General features: G+C 66.1%; 22 protein-coding genes and 1 tRNA gene. 9 read left to right on the plus strand and 14 right to left on the minus strand.

Annotation, left to right across the window (positions count from 1 at the left end):
* Entirely contained in the window at positions 1-1,011 is a 1,011-nt protein-coding gene (meaB, locus tag HQ354_RS02910) for a methylmalonyl Co-A mutase-associated GTPase MeaB (RefSeq protein WP_114329502.1), read from the plus strand.
* On the opposite strand, the gene HQ354_RS02915 is transcribed toward meaB, so the two are convergent.
* Complete coding sequence (locus HQ354_RS02915) at positions 1,008-2,078, minus strand: nucleoside hydrolase (protein WP_222634225.1); 1,071 nt, start codon at positions 2,076-2,078, stop codon at positions 1,008-1,010. The two genes, meaB and HQ354_RS02915, sit on opposite strands and share 4 nt — an antisense overlap.
* A 225-nt stretch (positions 2,079-2,303) precedes the next feature.
* Here HQ354_RS02915 and proP point away from each other — a divergent pair, with 225 nt between their 5' ends.
* Complete coding sequence (gene proP / locus HQ354_RS02920; protein ID WP_222634127.1) at positions 2,304-3,821, plus strand: glycine betaine/L-proline transporter ProP; 1,518 nt, start codon at positions 2,304-2,306, stop codon at positions 3,819-3,821.
* 14 nt (positions 3,822-3,835) lie between these two features.
* Here the strand turns inward: proP and HQ354_RS02925 are convergent, their stop codons facing one another.
* From HQ354_RS02925 to HQ354_RS02950, 6 genes are all read right to left on the minus strand, one after another.
* Positions 3,836-5,086: a CoA transferase gene (locus tag HQ354_RS02925; protein WP_222634226.1), complete on the minus strand. Its 1,251-nt coding sequence runs from the start codon at positions 5,084-5,086 to the stop codon at positions 3,836-3,838.
* A gap of 86 nt (positions 5,087-5,172) precedes the next feature.
* Complete coding sequence (locus HQ354_RS02930; protein ID WP_222634128.1) at positions 5,173-6,411, minus strand: trans-acting enoyl reductase family protein; 1,239 nt, start codon at positions 6,409-6,411, stop codon at positions 5,173-5,175.
* Positions 6,412-6,523: 112 nt separating this feature from the next.
* On the minus strand, positions 6,524-6,910 hold the full coding sequence (locus HQ354_RS02935) for a DUF2784 domain-containing protein (protein ID WP_222634129.1): 387 nt from the start codon (positions 6,908-6,910) through the stop codon (positions 6,524-6,526).
* 16 nt (positions 6,911-6,926) lie between these two features.
* The gene (locus HQ354_RS02940) at positions 6,927-8,423 is read right to left on the minus strand and encodes a glutamate-cysteine ligase family protein (protein ID WP_222634130.1); all 1,497 of its coding nucleotides are present in this window, start codon (positions 8,421-8,423) and stop codon (positions 6,927-6,929) included.
* Between the two features lie 85 nt (positions 8,424-8,508).
* A complete protein-coding gene (locus HQ354_RS02945) occupies positions 8,509-9,966 on the minus strand; it encodes an SDR family NAD(P)-dependent oxidoreductase (protein WP_222634131.1) in 1,458 nt (485 codons plus the stop codon).
* Between the two features lie 179 nt (positions 9,967-10,145).
* A tRNA-Leu gene (locus tag HQ354_RS02950) sits at positions 10,146-10,234 on the minus strand.
* Positions 10,235-10,396: 162 nt separating this feature from the next.
* On the opposite strand from HQ354_RS02950, the gene HQ354_RS02955 reads away from it, so the two are divergent.
* On the plus strand, positions 10,397-11,758 hold the full coding sequence (locus HQ354_RS02955) for a M20/M25/M40 family metallo-hydrolase (RefSeq protein ID WP_114329711.1): 1,362 nt from the start codon (positions 10,397-10,399) through the stop codon (positions 11,756-11,758).
* Between the two features lie 41 nt (positions 11,759-11,799).
* Positions 11,800-12,327 (plus strand): YbhB/YbcL family Raf kinase inhibitor-like protein, encoded by a 528-nt coding sequence (locus HQ354_RS02960; RefSeq protein WP_222634132.1) that lies wholly within the window; start codon positions 11,800-11,802, stop codon positions 12,325-12,327.
* Positions 12,328-12,372: 45 nt separating this feature from the next.
* Here HQ354_RS02960 and HQ354_RS02965 read toward each other — a convergent pair whose 3' ends face one another.
* From HQ354_RS02965 to HQ354_RS02975, 3 genes are all read right to left on the minus strand, one after another.
* Positions 12,373-13,440 (minus strand): quinone-dependent dihydroorotate dehydrogenase, encoded by a 1,068-nt coding sequence (locus HQ354_RS02965; protein ID WP_222634227.1) that lies wholly within the window; start codon positions 13,438-13,440, stop codon positions 12,373-12,375.
* Positions 13,441-13,490: 50 nt separating this feature from the next.
* Entirely contained in the window at positions 13,491-13,736 is a 246-nt protein-coding gene (locus tag HQ354_RS02970; protein ID WP_261768465.1) for a DUF5703 family protein, read from the minus strand.
* A gap of 73 nt (positions 13,737-13,809) precedes the next feature.
* The gene (locus HQ354_RS02975) at positions 13,810-14,850 is read right to left on the minus strand and encodes a YncE family protein (RefSeq protein ID WP_261768441.1); all 1,041 of its coding nucleotides are present in this window, start codon (positions 14,848-14,850) and stop codon (positions 13,810-13,812) included.
* Between the two features lie 148 nt (positions 14,851-14,998).
* Between HQ354_RS02975 and HQ354_RS02980 the strand changes: the two genes are divergently transcribed.
* Complete coding sequence (locus HQ354_RS02980; protein ID WP_261768440.1) at positions 14,999-15,391, plus strand: hypothetical protein; 393 nt, start codon at positions 14,999-15,001, stop codon at positions 15,389-15,391.
* Here the strand turns inward: HQ354_RS02980 and HQ354_RS02985 are convergent.
* From HQ354_RS02985 to HQ354_RS03000, 4 genes are read right to left on the minus strand one after another with little or no spacing between them, the layout of a single operon-like run.
* The gene (locus HQ354_RS02985; protein WP_222634134.1) at positions 15,371-16,228 is read right to left on the minus strand and encodes a heme ABC transporter ATP-binding protein; all 858 of its coding nucleotides are present in this window, start codon (positions 16,226-16,228) and stop codon (positions 15,371-15,373) included. The genes HQ354_RS02980 and HQ354_RS02985 overlap by 21 nt on opposite strands.
* Entirely contained in the window at positions 16,225-17,307 is a 1,083-nt protein-coding gene (locus HQ354_RS02990) for an iron ABC transporter permease (RefSeq protein WP_222634135.1), read from the minus strand. Before HQ354_RS02990 ends, HQ354_RS02985 begins: the two co-directional genes overlap by 4 nt.
* Positions 17,304-18,341, minus strand: a complete 1,038-nt coding sequence (locus HQ354_RS02995; protein WP_308115105.1) for an ABC transporter substrate-binding protein — start codon at positions 18,339-18,341, stop codon at positions 17,304-17,306. Before HQ354_RS02995 ends, HQ354_RS02990 begins: the two co-directional genes overlap by 4 nt.
* A gap of 25 nt (positions 18,342-18,366) precedes the next feature.
* Positions 18,367-19,299, minus strand: a complete 933-nt coding sequence (locus tag HQ354_RS03000; protein WP_222634136.1) for an aldo/keto reductase — start codon at positions 19,297-19,299, stop codon at positions 18,367-18,369.
* Between the two features lie 205 nt (positions 19,300-19,504).
* Between HQ354_RS03000 and HQ354_RS03005 the strand changes: the two genes are divergently transcribed.
* From HQ354_RS03005 to HQ354_RS03020, 4 genes are all read left to right on the plus strand, one after another.
* Positions 19,505-20,347, plus strand: a complete 843-nt coding sequence (locus HQ354_RS03005; RefSeq protein ID WP_174551413.1) for an undecaprenyl-diphosphate phosphatase — start codon at positions 19,505-19,507, stop codon at positions 20,345-20,347.
* Positions 20,348-20,408: 61 nt separating this feature from the next.
* Positions 20,409-21,134: a histidine phosphatase family protein gene (locus HQ354_RS03010; RefSeq protein ID WP_222634137.1), complete on the plus strand. Its 726-nt coding sequence runs from the start codon at positions 20,409-20,411 to the stop codon at positions 21,132-21,134.
* Between the two features lie 99 nt (positions 21,135-21,233).
* Positions 21,234-21,827: a DUF3090 domain-containing protein gene (locus HQ354_RS03015; protein WP_068424165.1), complete on the plus strand. Its 594-nt coding sequence runs from the start codon at positions 21,234-21,236 to the stop codon at positions 21,825-21,827.
* 35 nt (positions 21,828-21,862) lie between these two features.
* Positions 21,863-22,672: an SCO1664 family protein gene (locus tag HQ354_RS03020; RefSeq protein ID WP_222634138.1), complete on the plus strand. Its 810-nt coding sequence runs from the start codon at positions 21,863-21,865 to the stop codon at positions 22,670-22,672.
* Positions 22,673-22,686: the final 14 nt, after the last annotated feature.

Below are 22,686 nucleotides of genomic sequence, written 5' to 3' on the forward strand. Positions count from 1 at the left end.
ATGACGTCTGCGAACAAGCCTGGCAGGCAGATCGACATCGACGCGGTTGCCGAGTCGGTTCTGAGGGGCGAACGGTCGGGTCTTGCCCGGGCGATCACGTTGGTCGAATCGACGCGCACCGATCACCGCGAGTTGGCGCAGCAGCTGCTTCTGCAGCTGCTGCCCAAGGCGGGTGGGTCGCATCGGGTGGGCATCACCGGTGTTCCCGGCGTCGGAAAGTCGACGTTCATCGATGCGCTCGGGATGTATCTGATCGGGAAGGGACACCGGGTTGCGGTGTTGGCGGTGGATCCGTCGTCGACGCGTACCGGTGGCTCGATTCTCGGTGACAAGACGCGCATGGCCCGGCTGACCGTCGAGGACAACGCCTACATCCGGCCGTCTCCGACGTCGGGCACTCTCGGTGGCGTCGCCCGTGCGACGCGCGAGACCATCGTGCTGCTCGAGGCCGCCGGGTTCGACGTCATTCTCGTGGAGACCGTCGGCGTCGGGCAGTCCGAGGTCACCGTCGCGAACATGGTCGATTGCTTCGCGTTCCTGACGTTGGCACGCACCGGTGACCAACTGCAGGGCATCAAGAAGGGCGTGCTCGAGCTCGCCGATCTTGTGGCCGTCAACAAGGCCGACGGCAAGCACGCGATCGAGGCGAAGAGTGCCGCGCGCGAACTGCAGGGTGCGCTGCGGATGATCTACCCGCACGACGCGATCTGGAAGCCGCCTGTGCTGACGATGAGCGCGCTCGAAGGAGTCGGACTCGACGACTTCTGGGACACCGTACTGCGGCATCGTGAAGTCCTCACCGACGCAGGCGAATTCGCCGAGAAGCGCCGCACGCAACAGGTGGACTGGACGTGGACGATGGTCGACGATCAGTTGCTCCGGCGGCTGGCGCAGAACCCGGCTGTCAAGAAGATCCGCGCGGACGTCGAACAAAGCGTCCGCGACGGATCTCTCACGGCGGCGTTGGCCGCCCAGAAACTCCTCGATGCATTCGATTCGGGGGAGAGTTAGGGGTACAGGCGCGCAGCCAGCCCGCCCACTCGTTCGATCAGATCGTCGAAGAAGGCGCTGGGGTCGGTTGCATACGCGATGGATGCATTGTGCTCGCGTCCCCACATTCCCCGGTAGTCCGCGACCGTCGTTCCGCGCGTGAGCTTTCCGTCGAGTTCGACGTCGACGGTCGCGGTGCGCTGCACGGCGATGCTCGGATCCAACGCCACGGCAGCCGCGAAGGGATCGTGCATGTGCGCGAGAAACCCCTGATCGTGGTCGCGATGGAACTCGAAGTAGAACCGAACGGCGTCGGAGAAGTGTCTGACGACGGGGTTCGACGCCGAGGACCGTGTCGTCGACGCGTCGTCCTCCGACAGAACCTCTCGCGGTGTGCTTCCGGCGCGTTCCGCGAGCCGCGCGATGTGCTCGGGGAACATCTCCACCGTCTCGGTGACGTCCAGCGGGCACAGGATCGGTAGTCGGTTTTCGGGCAGACCGGAGAACGCCGCGAAGACCTCGGCCGCTGCCTCGGGGTCGACCGCGATGTTCCATTCGCTCGTCGGGGTCGTGTTGCCGGGATGGTGGAACGCCCCGCCCATGACGACCAATCGTTTCAACAGCCGCGGCAGTTCGGGCTCGACGCGAATGGCCGTCGCGAGGTTGGTCAGAGGGCCTGTCACGAGACCGGTGACCTCGCCAGGACGTTCACGGACGATTTCGACCCAGGCGGTCGCGGCGTCACGATCCGACAGCGGACGCGTCGAGAGTGGTAGTTCGGCGTGTCCGATTCCCTGCGGGCCGTGTGTCTCCTCGGTCGTCATGAGCGGCGCGACGAGTGGCTTCTGCGCGCCGAGTGTGACTTCGATGTCGGTGGCGCCGCAGAGGTCGAGCCACGCCAGGTTGTTCGCCGCGACCTGGTTCACCGGGACGTTGCCCGCGGTGGATGCGATCGACAGAATCTCGGCCTCGGGACTCGACAACAGGTAGAGCAGAGCGAGAGAGTCGTCGATTCCGGTGTCGACGTCGACGATCAGGGGGACGGTCACGCGATCACCCGCTTTCGGGCTGTGGGATTCGGGGAGCATGGAAGTGCGCACCGAATCATCGTGCCCGGTTCGAGGTGTTCGCGGTGTTTCGGGGTGTGCACCGACGACCAGGCCGCGTCCGAATTGACCGAAATGGCCCAATTGTGCAGTGCGCGAACCAAATTGAGGTTTAGGTCGGATGACCTGCGGGGATGCAGAGGAATCCGACTCATCGACCGCTGAACGGTTTGAAACCTGATAATTATGCTGGCTAACGTTAAGAAAATGACGGTTGCGAAGGATTCCGAGTCATCCCAGACGCCACCGGAGGACACCCGGTGGGGACACGAACATGTCCGGCATCTGCGGCGGGGCGTGTTCGCCCGCCTGATGCACCGTAAACCAAAGCTGACCGAAGACGGCATCACGGTCGTCGACCAGCCGATGCTCAAGCGCGCGGTCTCCGCCGCCGCGCTCGGCAACACGATGGAGTGGTTCGACTTCGGCGTGTACGGCTATCTGGCCGCGACACTCGGCAAGGTCTTCTATCCCGACGCCTCGCCCGGCGTTCAGCTTCTCAGTACGTTCGCGACGTTCGCTGCGGCCTTCCTCGTCCGACCGCTGGGTGGTCTGTTCTTCGGTCCGCTCGGTGACCGCATCGGCAGGCAGAAGGTTCTCGCCGCGACGATGATCCTGATGTCCATCGGAACCCTCGCAGTCGGTTTGATTCCGAGCTACGCCACCATCGGGATCTGGGCTCCGATTCTGCTTCTGGTCGCGCGTCTCGTTCAGGGTTTCTCGACGGGCGGCGAATACGGCGGTGCCACGACGTTCATCGCCGAGTATTCGCCCGACAAACGACGTGGCTTCTTCGGAAGTTGGCTCGACTTCGGCACTTTCGTCGGTTACGCGATGGGCTCGGGTCTCGTGACGATCCTCAACGCGGCGCTCGGCGACGCCACGATGGTCGAATGGGGTTGGCGCATACCGTTCTTCATCGCAGGCCCGATGGGAATCATCGGCCTCTACCTGCGCCTCAAGCTCGAGGACACTCCTGCATTCCGGAAGCAGCTCGACGACCACGACTCCAAGGTCAAGGAGCAGGAAAGCGGAGCGAAGGAGATCGGCAAGATCTTCACGCAGCACTGGCGCGCGCTGCTCATCTGCATGGGAATCGTGTTGCTGTACAACGTGTCCAACTACATGGTCACGAGCTACCTTCCGACCTACTTCACCGAGGTGCTCGGTCGTTCGCAGCTCAGCGCCGACCTGCTGGTGCTGTCCGCGATGGTCATCGTGGTCTCGATCATCGTGGGCGTCGGACGCCTCACCGACTGGATCGGGCGCAAGCCCGTCTTCGTCTTCGGTGCCGTCGCGCAGATCGTCCTCGCGATTCCGTGCTTCCTGTTGATCCAACGGACAGGCTTCGTCGGACCGTTGATCGGATGTCTGGTTCTCGGTGTCATCCTGGCGTGCTTCGCGGCGCCGAGCGCATCGACGCTGCCTGCACTGTTCCCCACCCGGGTCCGCTACGCATCCCTGTCGATCGGCTTCAACCTGTCGGTTTCGCTGTTCGGCGGCACGACCCCGCTCGTCACATCGGCGCTGGTCTCGGCGACGGGCAGTGCCATGGTCCCCGCGTTCTATCTGATCCTCAGTGGCGTCATCGGCCTCGTCGCGGTCGGATTCCTTCGCGAGTCCGCGACACAGCCGCTCGAGGGATCCCCGCCGCAGGTCGATTCGCCGAAGGAGGCGAAGACGCTCTACCAGGAGGCGTCCAAGCTGCCTGCTCCCGCGTCCTGAGTCGGGTTCTCAGGTCACCGGAAGGCCGGTTCGTCGAACCCGAATCGACGAGCCGGCGACGGATAGTCGGAGTACTCGATCAACGCGGGCCGTGCGGCCCTGATCGAACCGTGCTGGACTGTCGTCTCGTCGCCGGGCAGCGTCGACGCCACCGGATGTGTGACGCGTCCCCGTCGGCCCCGTAGCCACGCACCGGTCCGTGCCAACGAGACCGACACATCGAGCGCGTCGTTGCCCGAGCGTTGCGCTGTCAGCGCGTCGACGACCGCGGCGGCGAGCAGGTAACCACTCGCGTGGTCGAGCGCTTGCGCCGGCAGGGCTCCGGGTTTCTCGGAGGTGCCTTCGACGAGCGAAATCCCGGTGGCCGCCTGGACGATGCTGTCGAACCCGCGTCGCTCCGCCCATGGCCCGTGTCCCCACGCCGACACGCGACCGTGTACGACGCCCGCAGGCAGGACGTCGAGCCCGAACGCCTCCAGCGCACCGGGCCGGTATCCGGTGACGACGACGTCGGCAGTAGCGACGAGATCGCGAAGTACCTCGGCGTCGTCGGACGCACGGATGTCGAGAAGTGCGGACCGCTTACCCTGTCCGTTCTCGAGATGCTGCCACTCGATCTCCGGCATCTGCGGAGGGTCGACGCGGAGCACGTCCGCACCCAGCAGCGCGAGGGCCCGCGTCGAGACGGGCCCGGCGATCACACGCGTCATGTCGAGCACCCGGATGCCGCGCATCGGCTCGTCGGCCGTCGCGTCGGACCGAACGCCCGAACGCCGTCTTCCCGATGATCGAGACCCGGCCGCGGTTCGTATCAGTGGGCCGGAATCGGCGACCGACGCAGCGTCGCGGGCCCACTCTGCCTCCGTGCGCACCCGGACGGCGACAGCCGAGGCGGCGGCACACCGATCCTCGATGTCCTGTCCCGTCAGCTCGCCGATGCGCGACGCCGCCACCCCGCGGTCGGCATCGTCCGGCAGGCCGAGAGCGGCCAGCAGAGCACGCCGGTGATGCGGATAGTTCGCATGCGTGCGGACCCAGCCGTCGGCGCTGCGGAAGAACCCGGACAACTCTGCGAATCCCTGAACCGGAGCGTCGTCGATCCGCAACATCCGATCGCCGGAGAACGATGCGGTGATTCGTCCCGGGGCGAGGTGCCACGCACTCGTCGAAAGACCGTGGGCCACCCGGTAGCGGTCGACCGCCGCAGCGAACGACGCGACTGCTCCACTCGCCAGTTCTGCTACGGGGAGCGTCGCGGACAGCATCGAACCGAAGTTGCCGACGGTGAAACAGCTTGCGCTGGAATCGGTCCCGAGGGCAGCGTCGTACGACCGCGTGAGGTCGTCGACGGTCACGCCTTCTCGGCTCGAATCTCGAATCCGGCGTCGCGCAGGCGGGTCACCAGGGCGTCGCCGATCGCAGTCGCGGGCGTCAGCACCCCTGCCGCGTCGGGCAGACGATCCCGGTCGAACGCCAAGGCAAGAGCGGATTCGGAGAGCATGACCGAGGTCGCCTTGTATCCAGGATCGCCCTTCGCCTTCACGCGCGAACGGTAGCGGGCACCGGTTGTCGTGGTCGTGTAGATGTCGACCGTGAAGTGTCCGTTCTCCTGAGCTTTCGTGCTCGGACCGCTGCCGGGCGCAACCAGAACACGATCGAGAAGCTTCTTCGGCGCGACCGTCATCGCGAACACCATCGCGCCCAACCCGGCGGACACGGCGCCGGCGACGAGCGGGGAAGCAACGGACGAGCCGACGCTCATGACCTCGCGATAGCGAAACTTCCTGCCGTAGGCCCAGTCTCGTAGTGCGTTGCTGCGTCGCACGACACGGGTGTTGGCCGACGCCATGACGAACGGCGCCTTCCACCCCTTCACGCCGGGAGCGATGTCCTTGCCGTCGACCAGTTGCACGTCGGACTGCCGACCCAGGTCGGGTTCACGAGACCGGTCCGGGCTCAACGTGTACGGACTCGCGGCCAGACGTCGCAGTTTCTTGTCCTTCTTGACGACCTCGATCTGTGTGCGCAACGAGTCGATGGTTCCGCCGCTGACGCCGCCGCGCATCGAGGTGACCACGAGGGTGGTGTCGGTCATCTCGCCCGCACCGTCGGCTGCGACGGCCGCGTGCAGGACATGGACACCGAGATCGGAAGGGATGGAATCGAATCCGCAGGCGTGCACGATCCGTGCGCCCGTGCGTCGGGCGATCTCCTCGTTGGTGTCGATGCTCTCGCGCGTGAACAGCACCTCACCGGTGAGGTCGACGTAGTCCGTCCCTGCCTCGGCGCACGCGGTGGTCAGCGGCAGGCCGTACTTCGCATACGGGCCGACCGTCGTGATGACGACACGCGTGCTCTCGGCCATCGCGCGAAGTGCGTCGGTGTCGGCGGCATCGGCCTGGATCAACGGCCACTCGGCCGCGGAAGCGGGAAGCGAACGACGGACTTCCTCCAGCTTCGACAGCGACCGTCCGGCCAGGGCGATCGACGTGTTCGCGGGGGCATGGGACGCAAGGTAGGCGGCGGTGAGCTTGCCGACGAATCCGGTTGCACCGTAGACGACGATGTCGTGCTCGCGTGACGAAGTCATGTACTGGACAGTAACGCGGATCTCCACCGGAGTCGAAGACCCCCTCGGTCACTCCGCAGGCTCCATCCCCGCACCTCGGGTCATTCCGCAGGCTCCACTCCCGCACCTCGGGTCATTCCGCAGGCTCCACTCCCGCACCCCGGTGGGAGTGGACCCGCAGATGCGCGTATCCGATCCAGGAGACGAGCACCGCGAACGCAGCGGCCAGCCTCACGGCGCCCAGCGCGCTCTCGGGGTACACGACGCCGGTCAGGTAGTGGCTGATGAAGCCCGTCGACGGCAGTTCCGCGACGCCTGCACGGACCCGCGCCCAGTTCTCCACCGCCGTCAGCGGGCAGTCGACGCCGACGACGATCGACGTGAAACCCCATGCGACGGCGCAGACGTGGAGCCAGATCGTTCTCGGTAGACGCCACGCCAGGAACCCGCCCGCGACGACGTAGGCGATGAATGCCAGATGCACCACCACCGTGACGTCGGCGACAGCTCGGTAGAGCATGTGTCGATCGTAGGCGCTAGAACGACCAGGTGTGTACGGGTCCGCCCTCGTTCATCTGCGTGACGTAGTCGGCCAACATGCCCGAGAGCGCGTCGTCACGAGACTGCCCGGCGCGTTCGCGGTCGACGACGGAGTTCCGTTGCCACACCGAACCGGAGACCTTCGCCAGGCACCGGCCCTCGATCACACCGAGATAGCGGTCCCGCACCTCCGCGTCGACGCCGTACGCCGCGAGACCGGCATCGGCCATCGGCAGCAGGCGTCGCAACACCAGTTCCTGCGGACTGACCCACCCGACCTCGGGCCAGTACAGACGCGCATCGAATCCGCTGCGGGCCGCGGAATGTAGATTCTCGGCGGCCGCGTCGTACGACATCTGCGACCACAGCGGACGATCGGCTTCTGCGAGAGTCCGTAGCGTTCCGTAATAGAACGCGGCATCGGCGAGGCTGTCGACGACCGTCGGCGCGGCGGGCAGTACTCGGTTCTCCAGCCTGATGTGGTGCCCGCCGTCGGAGCGATCGTAGATCGGGCGGTTCCAGCGGTACACCGTCCCGTTGTGCATCCGCAGCTCCGACAATTCAGGTGTACCACCCTGCGCGAGAACCTCTTTCGGGTCCTCGTCGCTGCAGACCGGGAGCAGGGCGGGGAAGTAGCGCGAATTCTCCTCGAACAGATCGAAGATGGACGTGATCCAGCGTTCCCCGAACCACACGCGGGGGCGGACGCCCTGGTTCTTCAGCTCCAGCGGGCGGGTGTCGGTCGCCTGCTCGAACAACGGAATTCGAGTTTCGTGCCACAGCGCGCGGCCCGCGAGGAACGGTGAATTCGCCGCCAGCGCAACCTGAATGCCCGCGAGCGCCTGCGCACCGTTCCAGTACGAGGCGAAGTCGTCGGGGGAGACCTGCAGGTGCAGTTGCATCGACGTGCATGCAGCCTCGGGAAGAATGGTGTCGGTGATCGTGTTCAGATCTTCGGCGGCGGTCGATCCCGGCAGGCGAACGCCGGGAATCTGCAACTCGATGTCCTCACCTCGCGCGGCGAAGATCTGCTGATTGAGCAGATCGTATCGAGGATTCGACGAGAGCCACCGATGCTCGAAGTGCTTCTCGGTCAACGTCGGAAGCATTCCGATCATGACGAGACGGCTGCCCGACTCGCGCGCTCGCTCGTCGGCGGCGTTGAGCGACCGACGAAGGTCCGACTCCAACGCCCCGATGCTGTCGCCGCGCATCGGCCGCGGCTCGACGTTGATCTCGATGTTGAACTGACCGAGTTCGGTCTGATAATCCGGATCGGCGATGGCGTCGAGGACCGTCGCATTGGCCATCGCGGGAGCCATCTCGTCGTCGACGAGATTCAGCTCGACCTCCATGCCGATTCTCGGCTGGCCGACGTCGAACGTGTCGTGCGCGAGCATCGTCGCGAGTGCGTCCAGACAGTCCTGGACCTTCTGCCGGAACCGATGCCGGTCCTGACGGGTGAACTTGCGCCGGTCGACGTCGTCGCCCATGTTGTGACCACCCTGTTTTCGCCCCGTATGTTGCCGAGTGTCTCGTATAACCGTGACCGTCGCAGCACAAACGTAGGCGACACGATCACCAGGGAGAGGGCACGAAGTCCTTCAGGAACTGGCCGTAGAGGTCCACCCCGAGTTCGCCCTGGACGATCGGGTCGTAAACCCGTGCTGCGCCGTCGACCAGGTCGAGCGGTGCGTGGAATCCCTCGTCGGCGAGCCGCATCTTGGTCGGATGCGGGCGCTCGTCGGTGATCCAACCGGTGTCGACGGCCGTCATGAGAATGCCCTTCTCGCGCATCTCCTTGGCGCTGGTGCGCGTCAGCATGTTCAGCGCCGCCTTCGCCATGTTGGTGTGCGGGTGACCGGGACCCTTGTATGCGCGGCCGAACTGGCCTTCCATCGCCGAGACGTTGACGACGTACTTGCGACGCGCGGGCGAGGATTCCATGGCGGCACGGAGACGACTGACGAGGATGAACGGCGCGACGGAATTGCACAGCTGCACTTCGAGGAGTTCGACGGGATCGACCTGCTCGACGGTGTGCACCCAGCTGTTCGTGTCCGCGAGATCGGGCACGAGACCACCGGCGTCGATGGCGATGCCCTGCTCGATACGTTCGGCTGTTGCCGAACCGGCCACGAGCGCAAGCGAACTCACGGCGTCCGCCGTCAACGTGCCTGCGACCGCGCCCACGGCAGTGCCGGGCAACGCGCTCGTCAGTGCGGCCGGATGCGCCTCGCTCGTCTTGCCGAAGGTGATCACGTCGGGCCGCGGACCCGACGGCAGCGCTTCGGATTCCGCGTCGATCAACGCACTGTACGACCCGGCCGGGCGCTTCACCGTCTGCGCCGCGTTGTTGATGAGAATGTCCAGCGGACCCTCGGCTGCGACCGAATCGGCAAGGGCCACAACCTGAGCGGGGTCGCGGAGATCGATTCCGACGATGCGCAGACGATGCAGCCACTTGTCGCTGTCCTCCATGGCGCTGAACCGTCGGATCGCGTCGTTCGGGAAGCGAGTGGTGATCGTGGTGTGGGCACCGTCGCGCAGAAGCCGCAGGGCGATGTACATGCCGATCTTGGCGCGTCCACCGGTCAGTAGCGCGCGCCGTCCCGTGAGGTCGGTGCCTGCGTCGCGCTTGCTGCGGTTCGTCGCAGCGCAGTCCGGACACAGCTGGTGGTAGAACGCGTCGACCTGCGTGTAGCGCTGCTTGCAGATGTAGCAAGGGCGAGGACGGATGAGCGTGCCCGCGAATTCCCCCGTCGCACGTGCTGTCAGTGACAGACCTGCCGTCTCGTCGTCGATGCGGTCGGGGGAGCCCGTTGCGGTGGCGGCGACGACGGCCCGGTCCGCTTCGGACTTCGCGTTGCGGGCAGCGATACGACGAGCCCGCTTGAGGTCCTTGAACATCTGCCCCGACGCCCGCTGCACGACAATGGAATCAGGGTGATTCTTGTCCAGATCGCCTGCGAGCTTCAGCACCCGTAGGCACGTCTCGAGATCGGCGGGATCGATACCGGTGTCGGCGTCGGTCATCTTCTTTTTCCTCCCAGGCAGGCGCCTGTCACTCGACTGCATCCGGACAAGGACTGTAGCCGGACGACGACCGAATCGAGAACAACGACGTAGGCCCCGACTCCAAAGGAATCGGGGCCTACGTCGTCTGTCTCAACTCAGATCTTGTTCGATCTCACCGAGATGTCGGTGTCGATCTCTGGTGTCCGAGGGGGGACTTGAACCCCCACGTCCGTTAATAGGACACTAGCACCTCAAGCTAGCGCGTCTGCCATTCCGCCACTCGGACCAGTTTGCGTTGTTCTGTTGTTCGACGAGCACTCCGTCGCTCGCACACCCGGTCGCTGTGTGCTCGTTAAAGCTATACGAGAGACGCCCGATCTCCCAAATCCGCACGTCATGCGACCCGTCACGTCACCCGCGCATCCCGGACAGGTGGTAGGAAAGTGTGGTGTCTTCAGCCGATAACTCCGCACCAGCGACAGTCCCGACCACAGCACTGGACGAGGTCGTCGATCTCGTCAGTGCCCTGATCCGATTCGACACGTCCAACACGGGCGAACTCGAGACCACCAAGGGCGAGAAGGAATGCGCGGAGTGGGTGGCGCGGAAACTCGAGGAGGTCGGATACGAGACGGTGTACGTCGAGTCCGGTGCTCCCGGCCGAGGCAATGTCTTCGCGACGCTCGCCGGCGCCGATCCCGACCGCGGCACGTTGATGATCCACGGCCACCTCGACGTCGTTCCCGCCGAACCCGCCGACTGGAGTGTCCATCCGTTCTCGGGGGCGGTCGAGGACGGCTACGTCTGGGGACGTGGCGCCGTCGACATGAAGGATATGGTCGGCATGGCGCTCGCGCTGGCCAGACAGTTCAAGTCGCGCGGAACCGTTCCGCCTCGCAACATCATGTTCGCGTTCCTCGCCGACGAGGAGAACGGCGGCAAGTGGGGTTCGCACTGGCTCGTCGACAACCGTCCCGACCTGTTCGAGGGTGTGACCGAGGCAGTGGGAGAGGTCGGTGGCTTCTCGCTGACCGTCGCGCGTCCGGACGGCACCGAGAGGCGGCTGTACATGGTCGAGACGGCCGAGAAGGGTCTCGGCTGGATGAAGCTGACCGCGAAGGCGCGCGCCGGACACGGATCCTTCCTTCACGACGAGAACGCGGTGACCTACCTTGCCGAGGCAGTGGCCAAACTCGGCAATCACACGTTCCCATTGGTGATCTCCGATTCTGTCGCGGAGTTTCTTGCCGCGGTCTCCGAAGAGACCGGTCTGGATTTCGATCCGACGTCCCCGGATCTCGACGGCACCCTGCAGAAGCTGGGAAGTATCGCTCGCATCGTCGGTGCCACGCTGCGCGACACGGCCAACCCGACGATGCTGAAGGCGGGATACAAGGCCAACGTGATTCCGCAGACGGCCGAGGCGATGGTCGATTGCCGCGTCGTGCCGGGTCGTCAGGCCGAGTTCGAGCGTGAGGTCGACGAACTGATCGGTCCGAACGTCGAACGCGAGTGGATCACCAAGCTCGATTCGTACGAGACCACGTTCGACGGTCACCTCGTCGACGCGATGAACGACGCCGTCCTGGCTCACGACGCGAACGGGCGGACCGTTCCGTACATGCTCTCCGGCGGCACCGACGCTAAAGCGTTCGCGCGGTTGGGAATTCGCTGCTTCGGATTCGCTCCGCTCAGGCTCCCACCGGAACTCGACTTCGCCGCGTTGTTCCATGGAGTCGACGAGCGGGTACCCGTCGCTTCGCTCGAGTTCGGTACACAGGTACTGGAACACTTTCTGCTCCACAGCTGAGACCCCCAGCTGCACTCAGGATCGCTACGAAAGGACCGTCGATGACATTCGACCCGTACGCCGCGTTGCCCGACCTGCCGTCGTTCCGGCTCACCTCGGAAAATCTCCAGGAAGGGGCGACGCTCGATCTGCAGCAGGTCAGCGGAATCATGGGCGCGGGAGGACACGACAATTCACCGCAGCTGTCGTGGTCCGGCTTCCCCGAGGGCACCAAGAGCTTCGTGGTCACCGCGTACGATCCCGACGCGCCGACCGCATCCGGGTTCTGGCATTGGGCCGTCGCGAACATTCCGGCGGACACGACGTCGCTCGTCGCGGGTGCAGGTGACGACGGCGGCACCGGAATCCCCAGCTCCGCAATCACATTGAAGAACGACGCAGGCCTTGCCCGCTACATCGGTGCCGCGCCGCCCGCCGGACACGGCCCGCATCGGTACATCTTCGCCGTGCACGCCGTGGACGTGGAGCGACTGGAGGTCGACGACACGGCCACGCCGGCGTACCTCGGGTTCAATCTCTTCTCGCACGCCATCGGACGTGCATTGCTGACCGGCGTCTACGAGGCGTGATGGTGTGGGGCGTGCGGTGTGTCGTCCGCGCGCCCCACACGATCGTCAGCGGCTCGCCGACCCCACCGCGTCCGACAGCGTCGAAAAGCCGCCTGCGCGCACACGTTCCGCGATGCCCTTGTTGATGCGCCGCATCCAGAACGGGCCACCGTAGATGAATCCGGTGTAGCCCTGCACGAGGGACGCGCCTGCCGTGATCCGCTCCCATGCCTGATCGGGCGTCTCGATGCCACCGACAGAAATCAACGCGATTCGGCCCCCCACGCGGGCGTACAGCCGTCGGAGCACCTCCAGCGAGCGTTCGGCCACCGGCGCGCCCGACACTCCACCTGCGCCCGCGGCCTCGACGACGGCACGATCGGTGCGCAGGCCTGTCCGCGAGATCGTCGTGTTCGTCGCGACGATTCCGTCCAGTTCGAGTTCGACCGCCAGATCGGCGACGGCGTCGATATCGTCGTCCGTCAGGTCGGGAGCGATCTTCACCAGAACCGGAATCGACACGACGCTCTGTACTGCGGAGAGGATCGGCCGCAGGGATTCCACTGCCTGCAGGTCACGCAGACCCGGTGTGTTGGGCGAACTGACGTTCACGACCAGGAAGTCGGCCAGCGGCCCGAGGAGGGTTGCGCTGGCGGTGTAGTCGGCGGCGGCTTCGGCGGCCGGTGTGACCTTCGTCTTGCCGATGTTCGCGCCGATCGGGATCATGCCGCGACGACCACGCAGGATTCCGGCAGCAGCGCCTGCGCCGTGATTGTTGAAGCCCATGCGATTGACGAGGGCTCGGTCGTCGGGAAGGCGGAACAGGCGGGGCTGCGGGTTGCCGGGCTGAGCCTGAGCGGTGACGGTTCCGATTTCGGCGAACCCGAACCCGAGAGGACCCCAGGCGTCGACACCGTCGGCGTTCTTGTCGAATCCGGCCGCAAGACCGAGAGGCGCGGGGAACTCGACGCCGAACACCGTGCTGCGCAACAACGGATCGTCGACGACGAGGATCTTCTGCACGAGCGCCCGTAGGGGTGCGAACGCGGTCACAGCGCGCATCGCGCCGAAGGCAATGTGGTGAATCTTCTCGGGCGGGAGAAGGAACATCAGCCGGAGCAAAGCGCGATACAACGTGTGACCCACAGATCTTCTCTCTACTTGGAGTCCCGGTCGAGGGACACTCACATGCCCGGTTCGGGAACGTGATAGGCCGTCTTCTTGCGTTTGAGCAGAACCCGTCGACTGCCGTCCGTGTACAGCCGGACCCGGGACAACTCCCAGCCTCCGAACTCGGCCTGAATCGCGAGTCGCATCGATGCTGTCACGCGTGTGACGTCCGGAGGCAGGCGGAGGGGAATGTACTCCCAATCTTCGGAGGTGATGTCCCAGTCGGACGGAACGCGGGTGCGTGCGGCGGTCGTACTCAACGCAGTGGATTTCGGCGCCGTCGATTCCGGCACTGTGGATTTCGGCACTGTGGCATTGCCTTTCGCTGGTGTTCTAACGCCCCTCGACAACCGAAATTCTCTGCAGTCCATTCCCGGTTGCCGACCCGACGAACAGGTCACCGGTGTCGGAATCCACCGCGATCGAATCCGGCTGCCGGACGGTAGGGAACCGTGCGACCTCGACCGGAATGCCCGTGTCCAGCGTGTATCCGACCACTTCGTTGTCTCCGGGCACACTGATCCAGACGACGTCGGACTTGTCATCGTAGGCGACGGCCCACGGCTGCGCATCGACCGGAAAGCGCTGACGGAGCAGCAGATCCTCGGACGAGTAGACCAGCAGTTCGCGTCCGACGGTGTCGGTGACCAGAATCCGTCCGAACCTGTCGGTGTCGAGGTGCGCCGCTCCTTCGCCGGCTCGCAAGGCGAGGCCGAGGGAACCGTCGTCGACTTTCACCTCGGTGAGCGAGGTCTGGTGACGGTCGAGAGCGATCACGCCGTACTGGGTCGATGCCAGCGCGTCGACCGACGTCAGACCGTCGACCGTCTCGACCTGTGACCGATCGCCGTCCGGGTCGACGACGTGAATCGTGCCACCGTCGTCGCCGGCGGCGAAGCGGCCGTCGTCCAGAAGTGCCGCGCTCGTCAGATTGGCGTCGATCGGAATGGAGTCGATGTCCGACGTGCGCAGATCGACTTCGACGAGCGATCGGTCCATCGGCAGCAGCAGGCGACCGTCACCGGCGTCGGCGATCCCGGCGGCCGCTCCCGGTAGTGGAATCTCACGAGGTGGTCGGTCGGCGATCCGGCCGTCGGGAGCGGTGAACACGACGAGCGATCTCTGGTCGTCGGACAGCGCGACGACGGAGCGCGTGTCGGCGTCGAATGTGGTGGAATGCAGACCGGAAGGGGAGTCGGTGACGACGCCGATCGGGGGTACCGCAGTGTCGGGGGAGTCCACTCTCGTCACCGGTTCGAGGTTCACGGCATCGGGTTCGTCGCTGCTGTCGCTCGAGCAGGCCGTCGCGAGAAGCACAGCCGAAGCGGCCGCCATGACCAGAGCGATCCGCCGCGGCGACTGTGTGTGTTCCATCGGTTCGTCTGCTCCTGACAACGTTCGTGTTCTCGGTGACCGCTCCCAAGCCTGCCTGATCGCTCCGGCGAGCCCGTCGTCGGACCCGACTCGGACGGATCTGCGCGTGGCGGTACCGTGTTTCGCGGGGAGAAAACGAGGAGTCGAGTTGGAAACCGAAAATCGTTTCGACACCGCAGGCACTTCACTCCAGCACGTCGAATCCGACCGATTCGACGTCGAAGAGATCACCACGGGATCCCACGCCAACGGATTCGGCAGGACCGACGACGGTCGGCCGTTCGCGTTCCGTGTTCACCGAGGCACGTTGTATCTGGCGGTCTACCGCGCGAACATGTCGTCCGCCGTCCCCGACGAGTCCGACGTCTCGGCCGTCGCCGAGCAGTCGATGACCGAGGTCGACATCGCCGACGAACGCAGCGTCGTCGCCGCGGTGCGCGACGCCGTCAACCATGCAACTCCGGTCGACCCGTCGACCAGCGAGTCGTCACCGATGCGGTCGCTTCTGGGTCGGATGAGCTCACTGATCGACGTCGGCTGACTCCGGGCGCGACGAGCCGTCGCGCACCGGCAGCACGAGCAGAGCCCCGGTCACGGGGTGATCGAGCACCTCGACGGAATGACCGTAGACCCGGGACAGCAGGTCCGCCCGCAGCACCGTCCTCGGACTACCGACGGCTTCGAGCGAGCCGTCGTGCAGCACCGCGATCCGGTCGGCGTACGCGGCTGCGAGACCCAGATCGTGCAGAACGACGACGACGGCACTCCCGGCGAGTGCGCGTCCGCGTGCGACGGACATCACCGTTTCCTGATGACCGAGGTCGAGCGCGGCCGTCGGCTCGTCCAGGAGCAGTGTCGTGGTGTCCTGGGCGAGAACTCGGGCGAGGGACGCGCGTGCTCGTTCGCCGCCGGACAGACTCGAGAACGGTCGGTGCGCGAACCGAGCGACGTCGCACTCGTCCATCGCGGCTGCGATCGATGCGTCGTCCATGTCTTGGTACGGCGTTCCGTTCCACGGCGACCGGCCCATCCGCACGACCTGTTCGACGGTGAACGAGAACCCGACGGTGTGCTGTTGGGGTAGAACGGCTCGCCGACGCGCGGCTCGAAGATCAGACCACGACGACAACGGTCGCCCCTGTAGTTCGACCGTGCCCGCCTGGGGATCGGTCTCTCCGGCGAATACTCCGAGGGCCGTCGACTTGCCTGCTCCGTTCGGTCCGACGAGCGCGAGAACCTCGCCTGCGACGATGTCCAGGTCGAGCGACCGCAGAACGGTACGACCGGACCGAACGGCGTCGACGCCTCGGGCGCGCAGTGTGACGTCGCCCGGCGTGACGGGGGTGAGTTCGTCGTGTCGGCGGGAGAACAGCCTCATGCCCAGCCGCCCTGTTTCGCTCTGGTGCGGCGCAACATCCAGAAGAAGAACGGCGCGCCGATCAGCGACGTGATCATGCCGAGCGGCATGTCGACGTTCGCGACGAGCGAGCGGGCCAGCAGATCGGAGCCGATCAACACCACGGCACCGCCCAACGCGCTTGCGGGAATCAGTGTGCGGTGCGCCGGTCCGAGAAGCATGCGCATCAGATGCGGAACGACGAGCCCGACGAACAGGATGATGCCGGTGAACGCGACCCCGGACGCCACCAACAGCGCGACGACGACGATCGCAAACTGTCGCAGCCGTTCGACGTCGACGCCGAGGTGTCGTGCGACGTTCTCGCCGAGCGCAAGGAGATCGAGCCGGTGCGCGATGGCCATCGACGCTGCGATCCCGACCACCGCCAGCGGAGCGACGACCGCTACAGCCTGCCAGGTGGCCCCGGACAGTGATCCAAGCTGCCAGAAGACGATCTGATCGCGAGCCGCGGGCGACGCCACGAACGTGAAGAACGCGATGAGACCGCCCGCGAAGGCGTTGATCGCGACGCCGGTGAGGATGAGCGTCACCACCTCGGTCCTGCCGCCCCCGCGTGCGAGGAGATAAACGAGCACGGTCGTGATCAGCCCGCCGAGGAACGCGGCGGTGGCGACCGACCAGACGCCGGCGAATGCGCTGCCGAGCACGAATACGGACGATGCACCGACCGCTGCTCCCGACGACACGCCGATGACGCCCGGCTCGGCGAGCGGGTTGGCGAAAACACCCTGCAGCAGTGCGCCCGCGCAGCCCAGGCTTGCGCCCACGACGGCTCCGAGTGCGATACGCGGGAAGCGAACTTGCCAGAGTGTGACGTCGCCGCTCGGATGCGACGGCATGGGGCCGACGTCGAGACCGACGCGGTGGAGGATGCTTCCGACGACTTCCATCGGGGTCGTCTCCACCTGGCCCGTACACGCGGAGATCAGAGCCAGCACGACGACGAGTGCCACGAGCACACCGAACACCGCCCAGGTGCGCAGGTGTCGGTGCCGTTCCGGCGTCGACCCGACCTGTGTCTCTGCGTGGGACGTCATGAAGCCGGTTCGTAGACGGCCTTCGCGAGGGCGCCCAGTACTTTTCCGGTGTTCGGCCCGAAGCTGAGGATCACGCCGTCGGCCATGTCCACGATGCGCTCGGACTGCCCGGCCGGCGTCTGGGCGATCCCGGGCACCTGTTCGAGGCCCTCGATGCCGCCGATGGACTCGAGGCCGTCGGTCATCATCAGGATGACGTCGGGTGCGGCTGCAATCAGCGCTTCGCTGGTGACCGGCACGAACTGCTGGGTCAGGCCGGATGCGGTCCCCGCGTCGTCGGCGCCCAGCGCTGCGACGAGCGAATCCGCTCCCGAGCCGGGTCCGGCAAGCATCTTGATCGCGGGACCGCGCATGTACAGGAACGCGATCTTCAGCGGGTCACCGTCGGTCGGCGCCGCGCGTGTCGCGGCGTCGATCTCGGAGGCTGTGCGCTCGGCGAGACGTGCGCCCTGGTCGGGAACGCCGAGTGCCGACGCGACGGCCTCGATCTGCGGTCCGACGCCGTCGAGAGTGCGCGTCGGGTCGAAGTAGACGACCGGGATGCCCGCAGCCCGCAACTGGTCCTGGACCGCGCGTGGCCCGATGCTCGTGTCGGTCAGCACGACGGTGGGGTTCAGCGCGAGGATTCCTTCTGCGCTCAGCGAATGGCCGCCAGGGGTGACATCGGTGACGTCGGAGACCGCCGGAAAATCGGCGGACGTGTCGCGGCCGACGAGGTTGTCACCGAGTCCGAGGGCATACACCGTCGTGGCGAGGGTGCCGTACTGGTCGGCTGCGACGATCCGGCTGGCGTCGGACACCGTGACGTCGACTCCGTCCAGACTCCGCGTCGTGACGGGCAGCGCCGGTGCAGGCGCGTCGGCGATGGGTTCCGGATCCGGATTCTCGACGACGGCCGTGCGCGGTCCGATCGAGCCCGCGGACTCACCGCCGTTCCCGGCATCCGTTCCCGCGCACGAAACGAGGACGACGGACGACACCGCGGCAACGATTCCGAAGGCCAGCCGTGTTCGCTTCGCGCGCAATCCGTTCACGCGAACAAGGTTAGCCTGTCCATGATCAGCTGCTGACGTCGTTCAACGCCGACGTGATCGCGCGCGGGAGTTCGAGATCCTCGGCGACCAGTACGCCCGTCAGCTGCGCCAGATCGCGCGCGCCGACGATGGCAGCACTGACGCCGGGTCGATCACGCGCCCAGGCCAGCGACACCGCGAGAGGCGACGTGCCGAGTCCACTGGCCGCGGTGACGGTGGCGTCGACGACGTTGTCGGAAGTGTCGGTGAGGTAGGCGGCGATGGAGTGTGCGTGCAGGTCGTCGGCGCCGCGCGAGTCCGCAGGCGTGCCCTTGCGGTACTTGCCGGTCAGAACACCGCCCGCGAGCGGAACGGCCGCAAGGACGCCGACGCCGTGATGCACCGCCGCAGGAATCAGCTCGTCCTCGATGCCGCGTGCGAGCAGGGAGTACTCGGCCTGTGTCGCGACAATGCGGCCCGCTCCTGCCGCTCCTGCTGCCGTCGCGAGTTGCCACCCGAGGTGACCGCGCGCCCCGACGTAGCGGACCTTGCCGCTCGTCACCGCGTAGTCCAGTGTGGCCGCGATCTCGTCGACCGGTGTATTCGGATCCCAGGCCGCGACCTGCCACAGATCCAGGTAATCGGTGCCCAGTTCGCGCAGTGTTTCCTCCAACTGGCCCAGCAGAGCGCGTCGCGAGCAGTCCACGCGGTAGGTGTCGCGCTGCGTCGACACGCCGGCAGCACCGCTGACGATCAGATCGCGGCGCGGGACGACGTCGTCGAGGACCTCGGCGAGAACTCGCTGTGCGCGGCCGTCACCGTAGGCCGGCGACGTGTCGACGAGAGTTCCACCGGCGTCCGCGAACGCAGACAGCTGAGCAGCGGCGTCGTCGCCGTCGGTGCCGCTGCCCCATCCGAGGGTGCCGAGTCCGAGTCTCGACACACGCAGCCCGCTGGAGCCGACAGATCTCTGCTTCATGACGTTCGACAGTTCCTCACTAGAGTGATTGCGGCACGGGGCGCGCCGAGTCAGCAGAGTAGTGCGCGACGCGGGGCGGTGCGAGTGTCGCCCGGTGCGCATGTCGGTTCTTAGGTACGGTCAGCATCGTGAACATGCTCGCCGAATCCACAGCTCGGAGCCGTCCGAACGGACGCCGCATCACTGGACGGGGGCAGGTCCGTTGATCGGTGAGTCCATGACCTGGTTGCAGGCGATCGTCCTCGGAGCGGTGCAGGGGCTCACCGAGTTCCTGCCGATCTCGTCGTCCGGTCACCTGCGCATCGTGTCCAGCGTCTTCTTCGGCGACGACGCGGGCGCGTCGTTCACCGCGGTGTCGCAGCTCGGCACCGAAGCCGCGGTGCTGCTGTTCTTCTGGCGCGACATCGTGCGCATCGTGAAAGCGTGGTTCGTCGGCCTCCGGGACAAGACGCAGCGCACCCTGGACTACCGCCTCGGCTGGTACGTGATCATCGCCACCATTCCGATCGGCGTGCTCGGGTTCTTGTTCAAGGACCAGATCCGCACCGGGGCTCGCAATCTCTGGCTGATCGCGACGATGCTGATCGTGTTCGCCATCGTCATCGCCGTCGCCGAGTACGTCGGCACCAAGCGCAGGCCGATCGAGCAGATCACGACGCGCGACGGCCTGGTCATGGGACTGTCGCAGTGCCTCGCGTTGATTCCTGGTGTCTCTCGCTCGGGTGCCACGACGAGTGCCGGCCTCTTCATGGGCCTCGAACGCGAAGCGGCGGTGCGGTTCTCGTTCCTGCTCGCGATCCCCGCGGTCACCGCGTCCGGCCTGTTCTCGCTTCCCGACGCCTTCGCGCCGGCGGGCGAGGGTCTGAACGCGTCGGGACCGCAGTTGATCGTGGCGACGCTGGTGGCCTTCGGTCTCGGCTACGCGTCGATCGCATGGCTGCTGAAGTTCGTCGCGAACCACTCGCTGTACTGGTTCGTCGGCTACCGCATCGTGCTGGGTGTGGGAGTCATGGCGCTGCTGGCGACGGGCGTCGTCTCGGCGACCTGATAGGCCGGGCGTGGAGCCTGGAGAAACGACCTGATTCAGTCTGCCTACTAGGCTGGCGTTCATGACGGTGATCTTGTTGCGCCACGGTAGGTCCACGTCGAACACGGCCGGAACGCTGGCGGGCCGGTCGGTGGGCATCGGCCTGGACGACCGCGGGGTGGAGCAGGCTGCGTTCGTCGCCGAGCGCCTCGGTTCGCTCCCGGTGGAGGAGATCGTGCGTTCGCCGCTGCAGCGGTGCGAGCAGACCGTCGAACCGCTGGCTGCGAAGCGCGGGCTGACCCCGGTGGTCGAGGAGCGGCTGCTCGAGGTCGACTACGGGTCGTGGACCGGGCGGGCGATCAAGGAGTTGGTGAACGAGCCGCTCTGGAAGGTCGTGCAGCAACACCCGTCCGCCGCGATCTTCCCGGACGGCGAGGGTCTCGCGCAGGTTCAGGCGAGAGCGGTCGCAGCGGTCCGTGAGCACGATGCACGACTCGCCGAGGAGTACGGGCGAGACGTGTTGTGGGTTGCCTGCACGCACGGCGACGTCATCAAGTCGGTACTGGCGGACGCACTCGGCTGCCACCTCGATTCCTTCCAGCGCATCGTCGCCGATCCAGCATCGGTGAGCGTCGTGAGGTACACCTCCACCAGGCCGTTCGTGCTGCGAACCAACGACACGGGGCTCGATCTGTCGGGTGTGGTTCCTGCCGTCGAGAAGGCGTCGTCCACGTCGTCCGGATCGGCGTCGGAATCGCAGGCCGGGTCGGATTCCGACGCGGTGCCGGGCGGAGGTTCCGGAGCGTAGTCCGCTCGATAGCGGATAATGAAACAGTGCGGGGTCCGATAGGGCGGATCCCTTCGGTACGTTCTTTCGAGCTCGTACGCCATGAACCCAGGAGGTGCAATGCCACGCGCAATACATGTTTTCCGCACCCCTGATCGATTCGTCGCAGGAACCGTGGGTGAGCCCGGCGACCGATCGTTCTTCCTGCAAGCCGTACACGAGACGCGAGTCGTGTCGGTCGCTCTCGAGAAGCAGCAGGTTCAGGTACTCGCCGACCGTATGGGTCTGTTGCTCGACGAGGTGCATCGTCGGTTCGGCGCGGACGTACCACCGGAGGAGACGACGGTGGGGGACACGAGTCCGCTGCTGACGCCGATCGACACCGAGTTCCGCGTCGGGACGATGGGTCTCGGCTGGGACGCGGACGCGAACGCCGTCGTCGTCGAGTTGTTGGCCATCAGCGAGACCGAGGTCGACGAGTCGGTCGTGCTCGACGACACCGACGAGGGACCCGACGCCGTTCGGGTGTTCCTGACACCGATCCAGGCGCGCGAGTTCGCGCTGCGCTCGGAGAAGGTAATTGCCGCCGGACGGGCCCCGTGCCCGCTGTGCGGTCAGCCGCTGGCGCAGGACGGCCACACGTGCGTGCGATCCAACGGATACCGGCGTGACGCGACCTTCGGCTCCGCGACCGAACTGGGCGACGAACTTTGATCGAAGACAGGCCACCGTTCGCCGGGCGTGCCGTCATGGAAACCGGCGAACTGACCGTCGTCGGTCGGGTCGTGTCCGCGAGCAACGCGACGTTGGTGTGCGAGGCAACCCTCGACGGGGACGCTTCCGGCACGTCGACCGCATCGTCCGAGCCGGTGCGCTGCGTCTACAAGCCCATTCGCGGCGAGGTGCCGCTGTGGGATTTCCCGGACGGCACTCTCGCGGGCCGTGAGATCGCGTCGTACGAGATTTCCGACGCGCTCGGCTGGGGCGTCATTCCGACGACGATTCTGCGCGACGGGCCGTTCGGGCCCGGCATGGTGCAGCGCTGGATCGACACTCCCGAGCCGCACGGGGAGGACGGTACGCGCATCGACCTCGTCGACCTCTGTCCACCCGAGCTCGTGCCGGAGGGGTGGATTCCGGTTCTACAGGCGTACGACGGCGAGGGGCAGGAAGTCGCCCTCATCCACGCCGACGATCCACGTCTGCAGCGCATGGCCGTCCTCGACGTACTGCTCAACAACGCCGACCGTAAGGGCGGCCACGCGCTCGAGGGACTCGACGGCTACGTCTACGGCGTCGATCACGGCATCTGCCTGCACTCCGAGGACAAGCTGCGCACCGTGCTGTGGGGTTGGTCCGGCAGGGCGATCGACGACGCGTCGATGAGCGACATCGTCGAGTTCGTCGACACGTTCGCCGACGCCGTCGAACCGCGACTGCGCGGCCACATCACCGAACACGAGATCGACGCACTGCTCGCGCGAGCACGCGGACTGATCGCACGACCTGTCATGCCCGAGCCTCGGTCGAGTAGGCCGATACCGTGGCCCGCCTTCTGAGACGACTCCGATAG

This window comes from Rhodococcus sp. BP-261, from assembly GCF_019835205.1.
In the GTDB taxonomy this organism is placed as follows: Bacteria; Actinomycetota; Actinomycetes; order Mycobacteriales; family Mycobacteriaceae; genus Rhodococcoides; species Rhodococcoides kyotonensis_B.

Excerpts from the sequence above, each read along its gene's own strand:
- meaB (WP_114329502.1), top strand. The coding sequence starts at position 1 with ATGACGTCTGCGAACAAGCCTGGCAGGCAGATCGACATCGACGCGGTT.
- HQ354_RS02915 (WP_222634225.1), bottom strand. The coding sequence starts at position 2,078 with ATGCTCCCCGAATCCCACAGCCCGAAAGCGGGTGATCGCGTGACCGTC.
- proP (WP_222634127.1), top strand. The coding sequence starts at position 2,304 with ATGACGGTTGCGAAGGATTCCGAGTCATCCCAGACGCCACCGGAGGAC.
- HQ354_RS02925 (WP_222634226.1), bottom strand. The coding sequence starts at position 5,086 with ATGCTGTCCGCGACGCTCCCCGTAGCAGAACTGGCGAGTGGAGCAGTC.
- HQ354_RS02930 (WP_222634128.1), bottom strand. The coding sequence starts at position 6,411 with ATGACTTCGTCACGCGAGCACGACATCGTCGTCTACGGTGCAACCGGA.
- HQ354_RS02935 (WP_222634129.1), bottom strand. The coding sequence starts at position 6,910 with ATGCTCTACCGAGCTGTCGCCGACGTCACGGTGGTGGTGCATCTGGCA.
- HQ354_RS02940 (WP_222634130.1), bottom strand. The coding sequence starts at position 8,423 with ATGGGCGACGACGTCGACCGGCGCAAGTTCACCCGTCAGGACCGGCAT.
- HQ354_RS02945 (WP_222634131.1), bottom strand. The coding sequence starts at position 9,966 with ATGACCGACGCCGACACCGGTATCGATCCCGCCGATCTCGAGACGTGC.
- HQ354_RS02960 (WP_222634132.1), top strand. The coding sequence starts at position 11,800 with ATGACATTCGACCCGTACGCCGCGTTGCCCGACCTGCCGTCGTTCCGG.
- HQ354_RS02975 (WP_261768441.1), bottom strand. The coding sequence starts at position 14,850 with ATGGAACACACACAGTCGCCGCGGCGGATCGCTCTGGTCATGGCGGCC.
- HQ354_RS02985 (WP_222634134.1), bottom strand. The coding sequence starts at position 16,228 with ATGAGGCTGTTCTCCCGCCGACACGACGAACTCACCCCCGTCACGCCG.
- HQ354_RS02990 (WP_222634135.1), bottom strand. The coding sequence starts at position 17,307 with ATGACGTCCCACGCAGAGACACAGGTCGGGTCGACGCCGGAACGGCAC.
- HQ354_RS03000 (WP_222634136.1), bottom strand. The coding sequence starts at position 19,299 with ATGAAGCAGAGATCTGTCGGCTCCAGCGGGCTGCGTGTGTCGAGACTC.
- HQ354_RS03010 (WP_222634137.1), top strand. The coding sequence starts at position 20,409 with ATGACGGTGATCTTGTTGCGCCACGGTAGGTCCACGTCGAACACGGCC.
- HQ354_RS03015 (WP_068424165.1), top strand. The coding sequence starts at position 21,234 with ATGCCACGCGCAATACATGTTTTCCGCACCCCTGATCGATTCGTCGCA.
- HQ354_RS03020 (WP_222634138.1), top strand. The coding sequence starts at position 21,863 with ATGGAAACCGGCGAACTGACCGTCGTCGGTCGGGTCGTGTCCGCGAGC.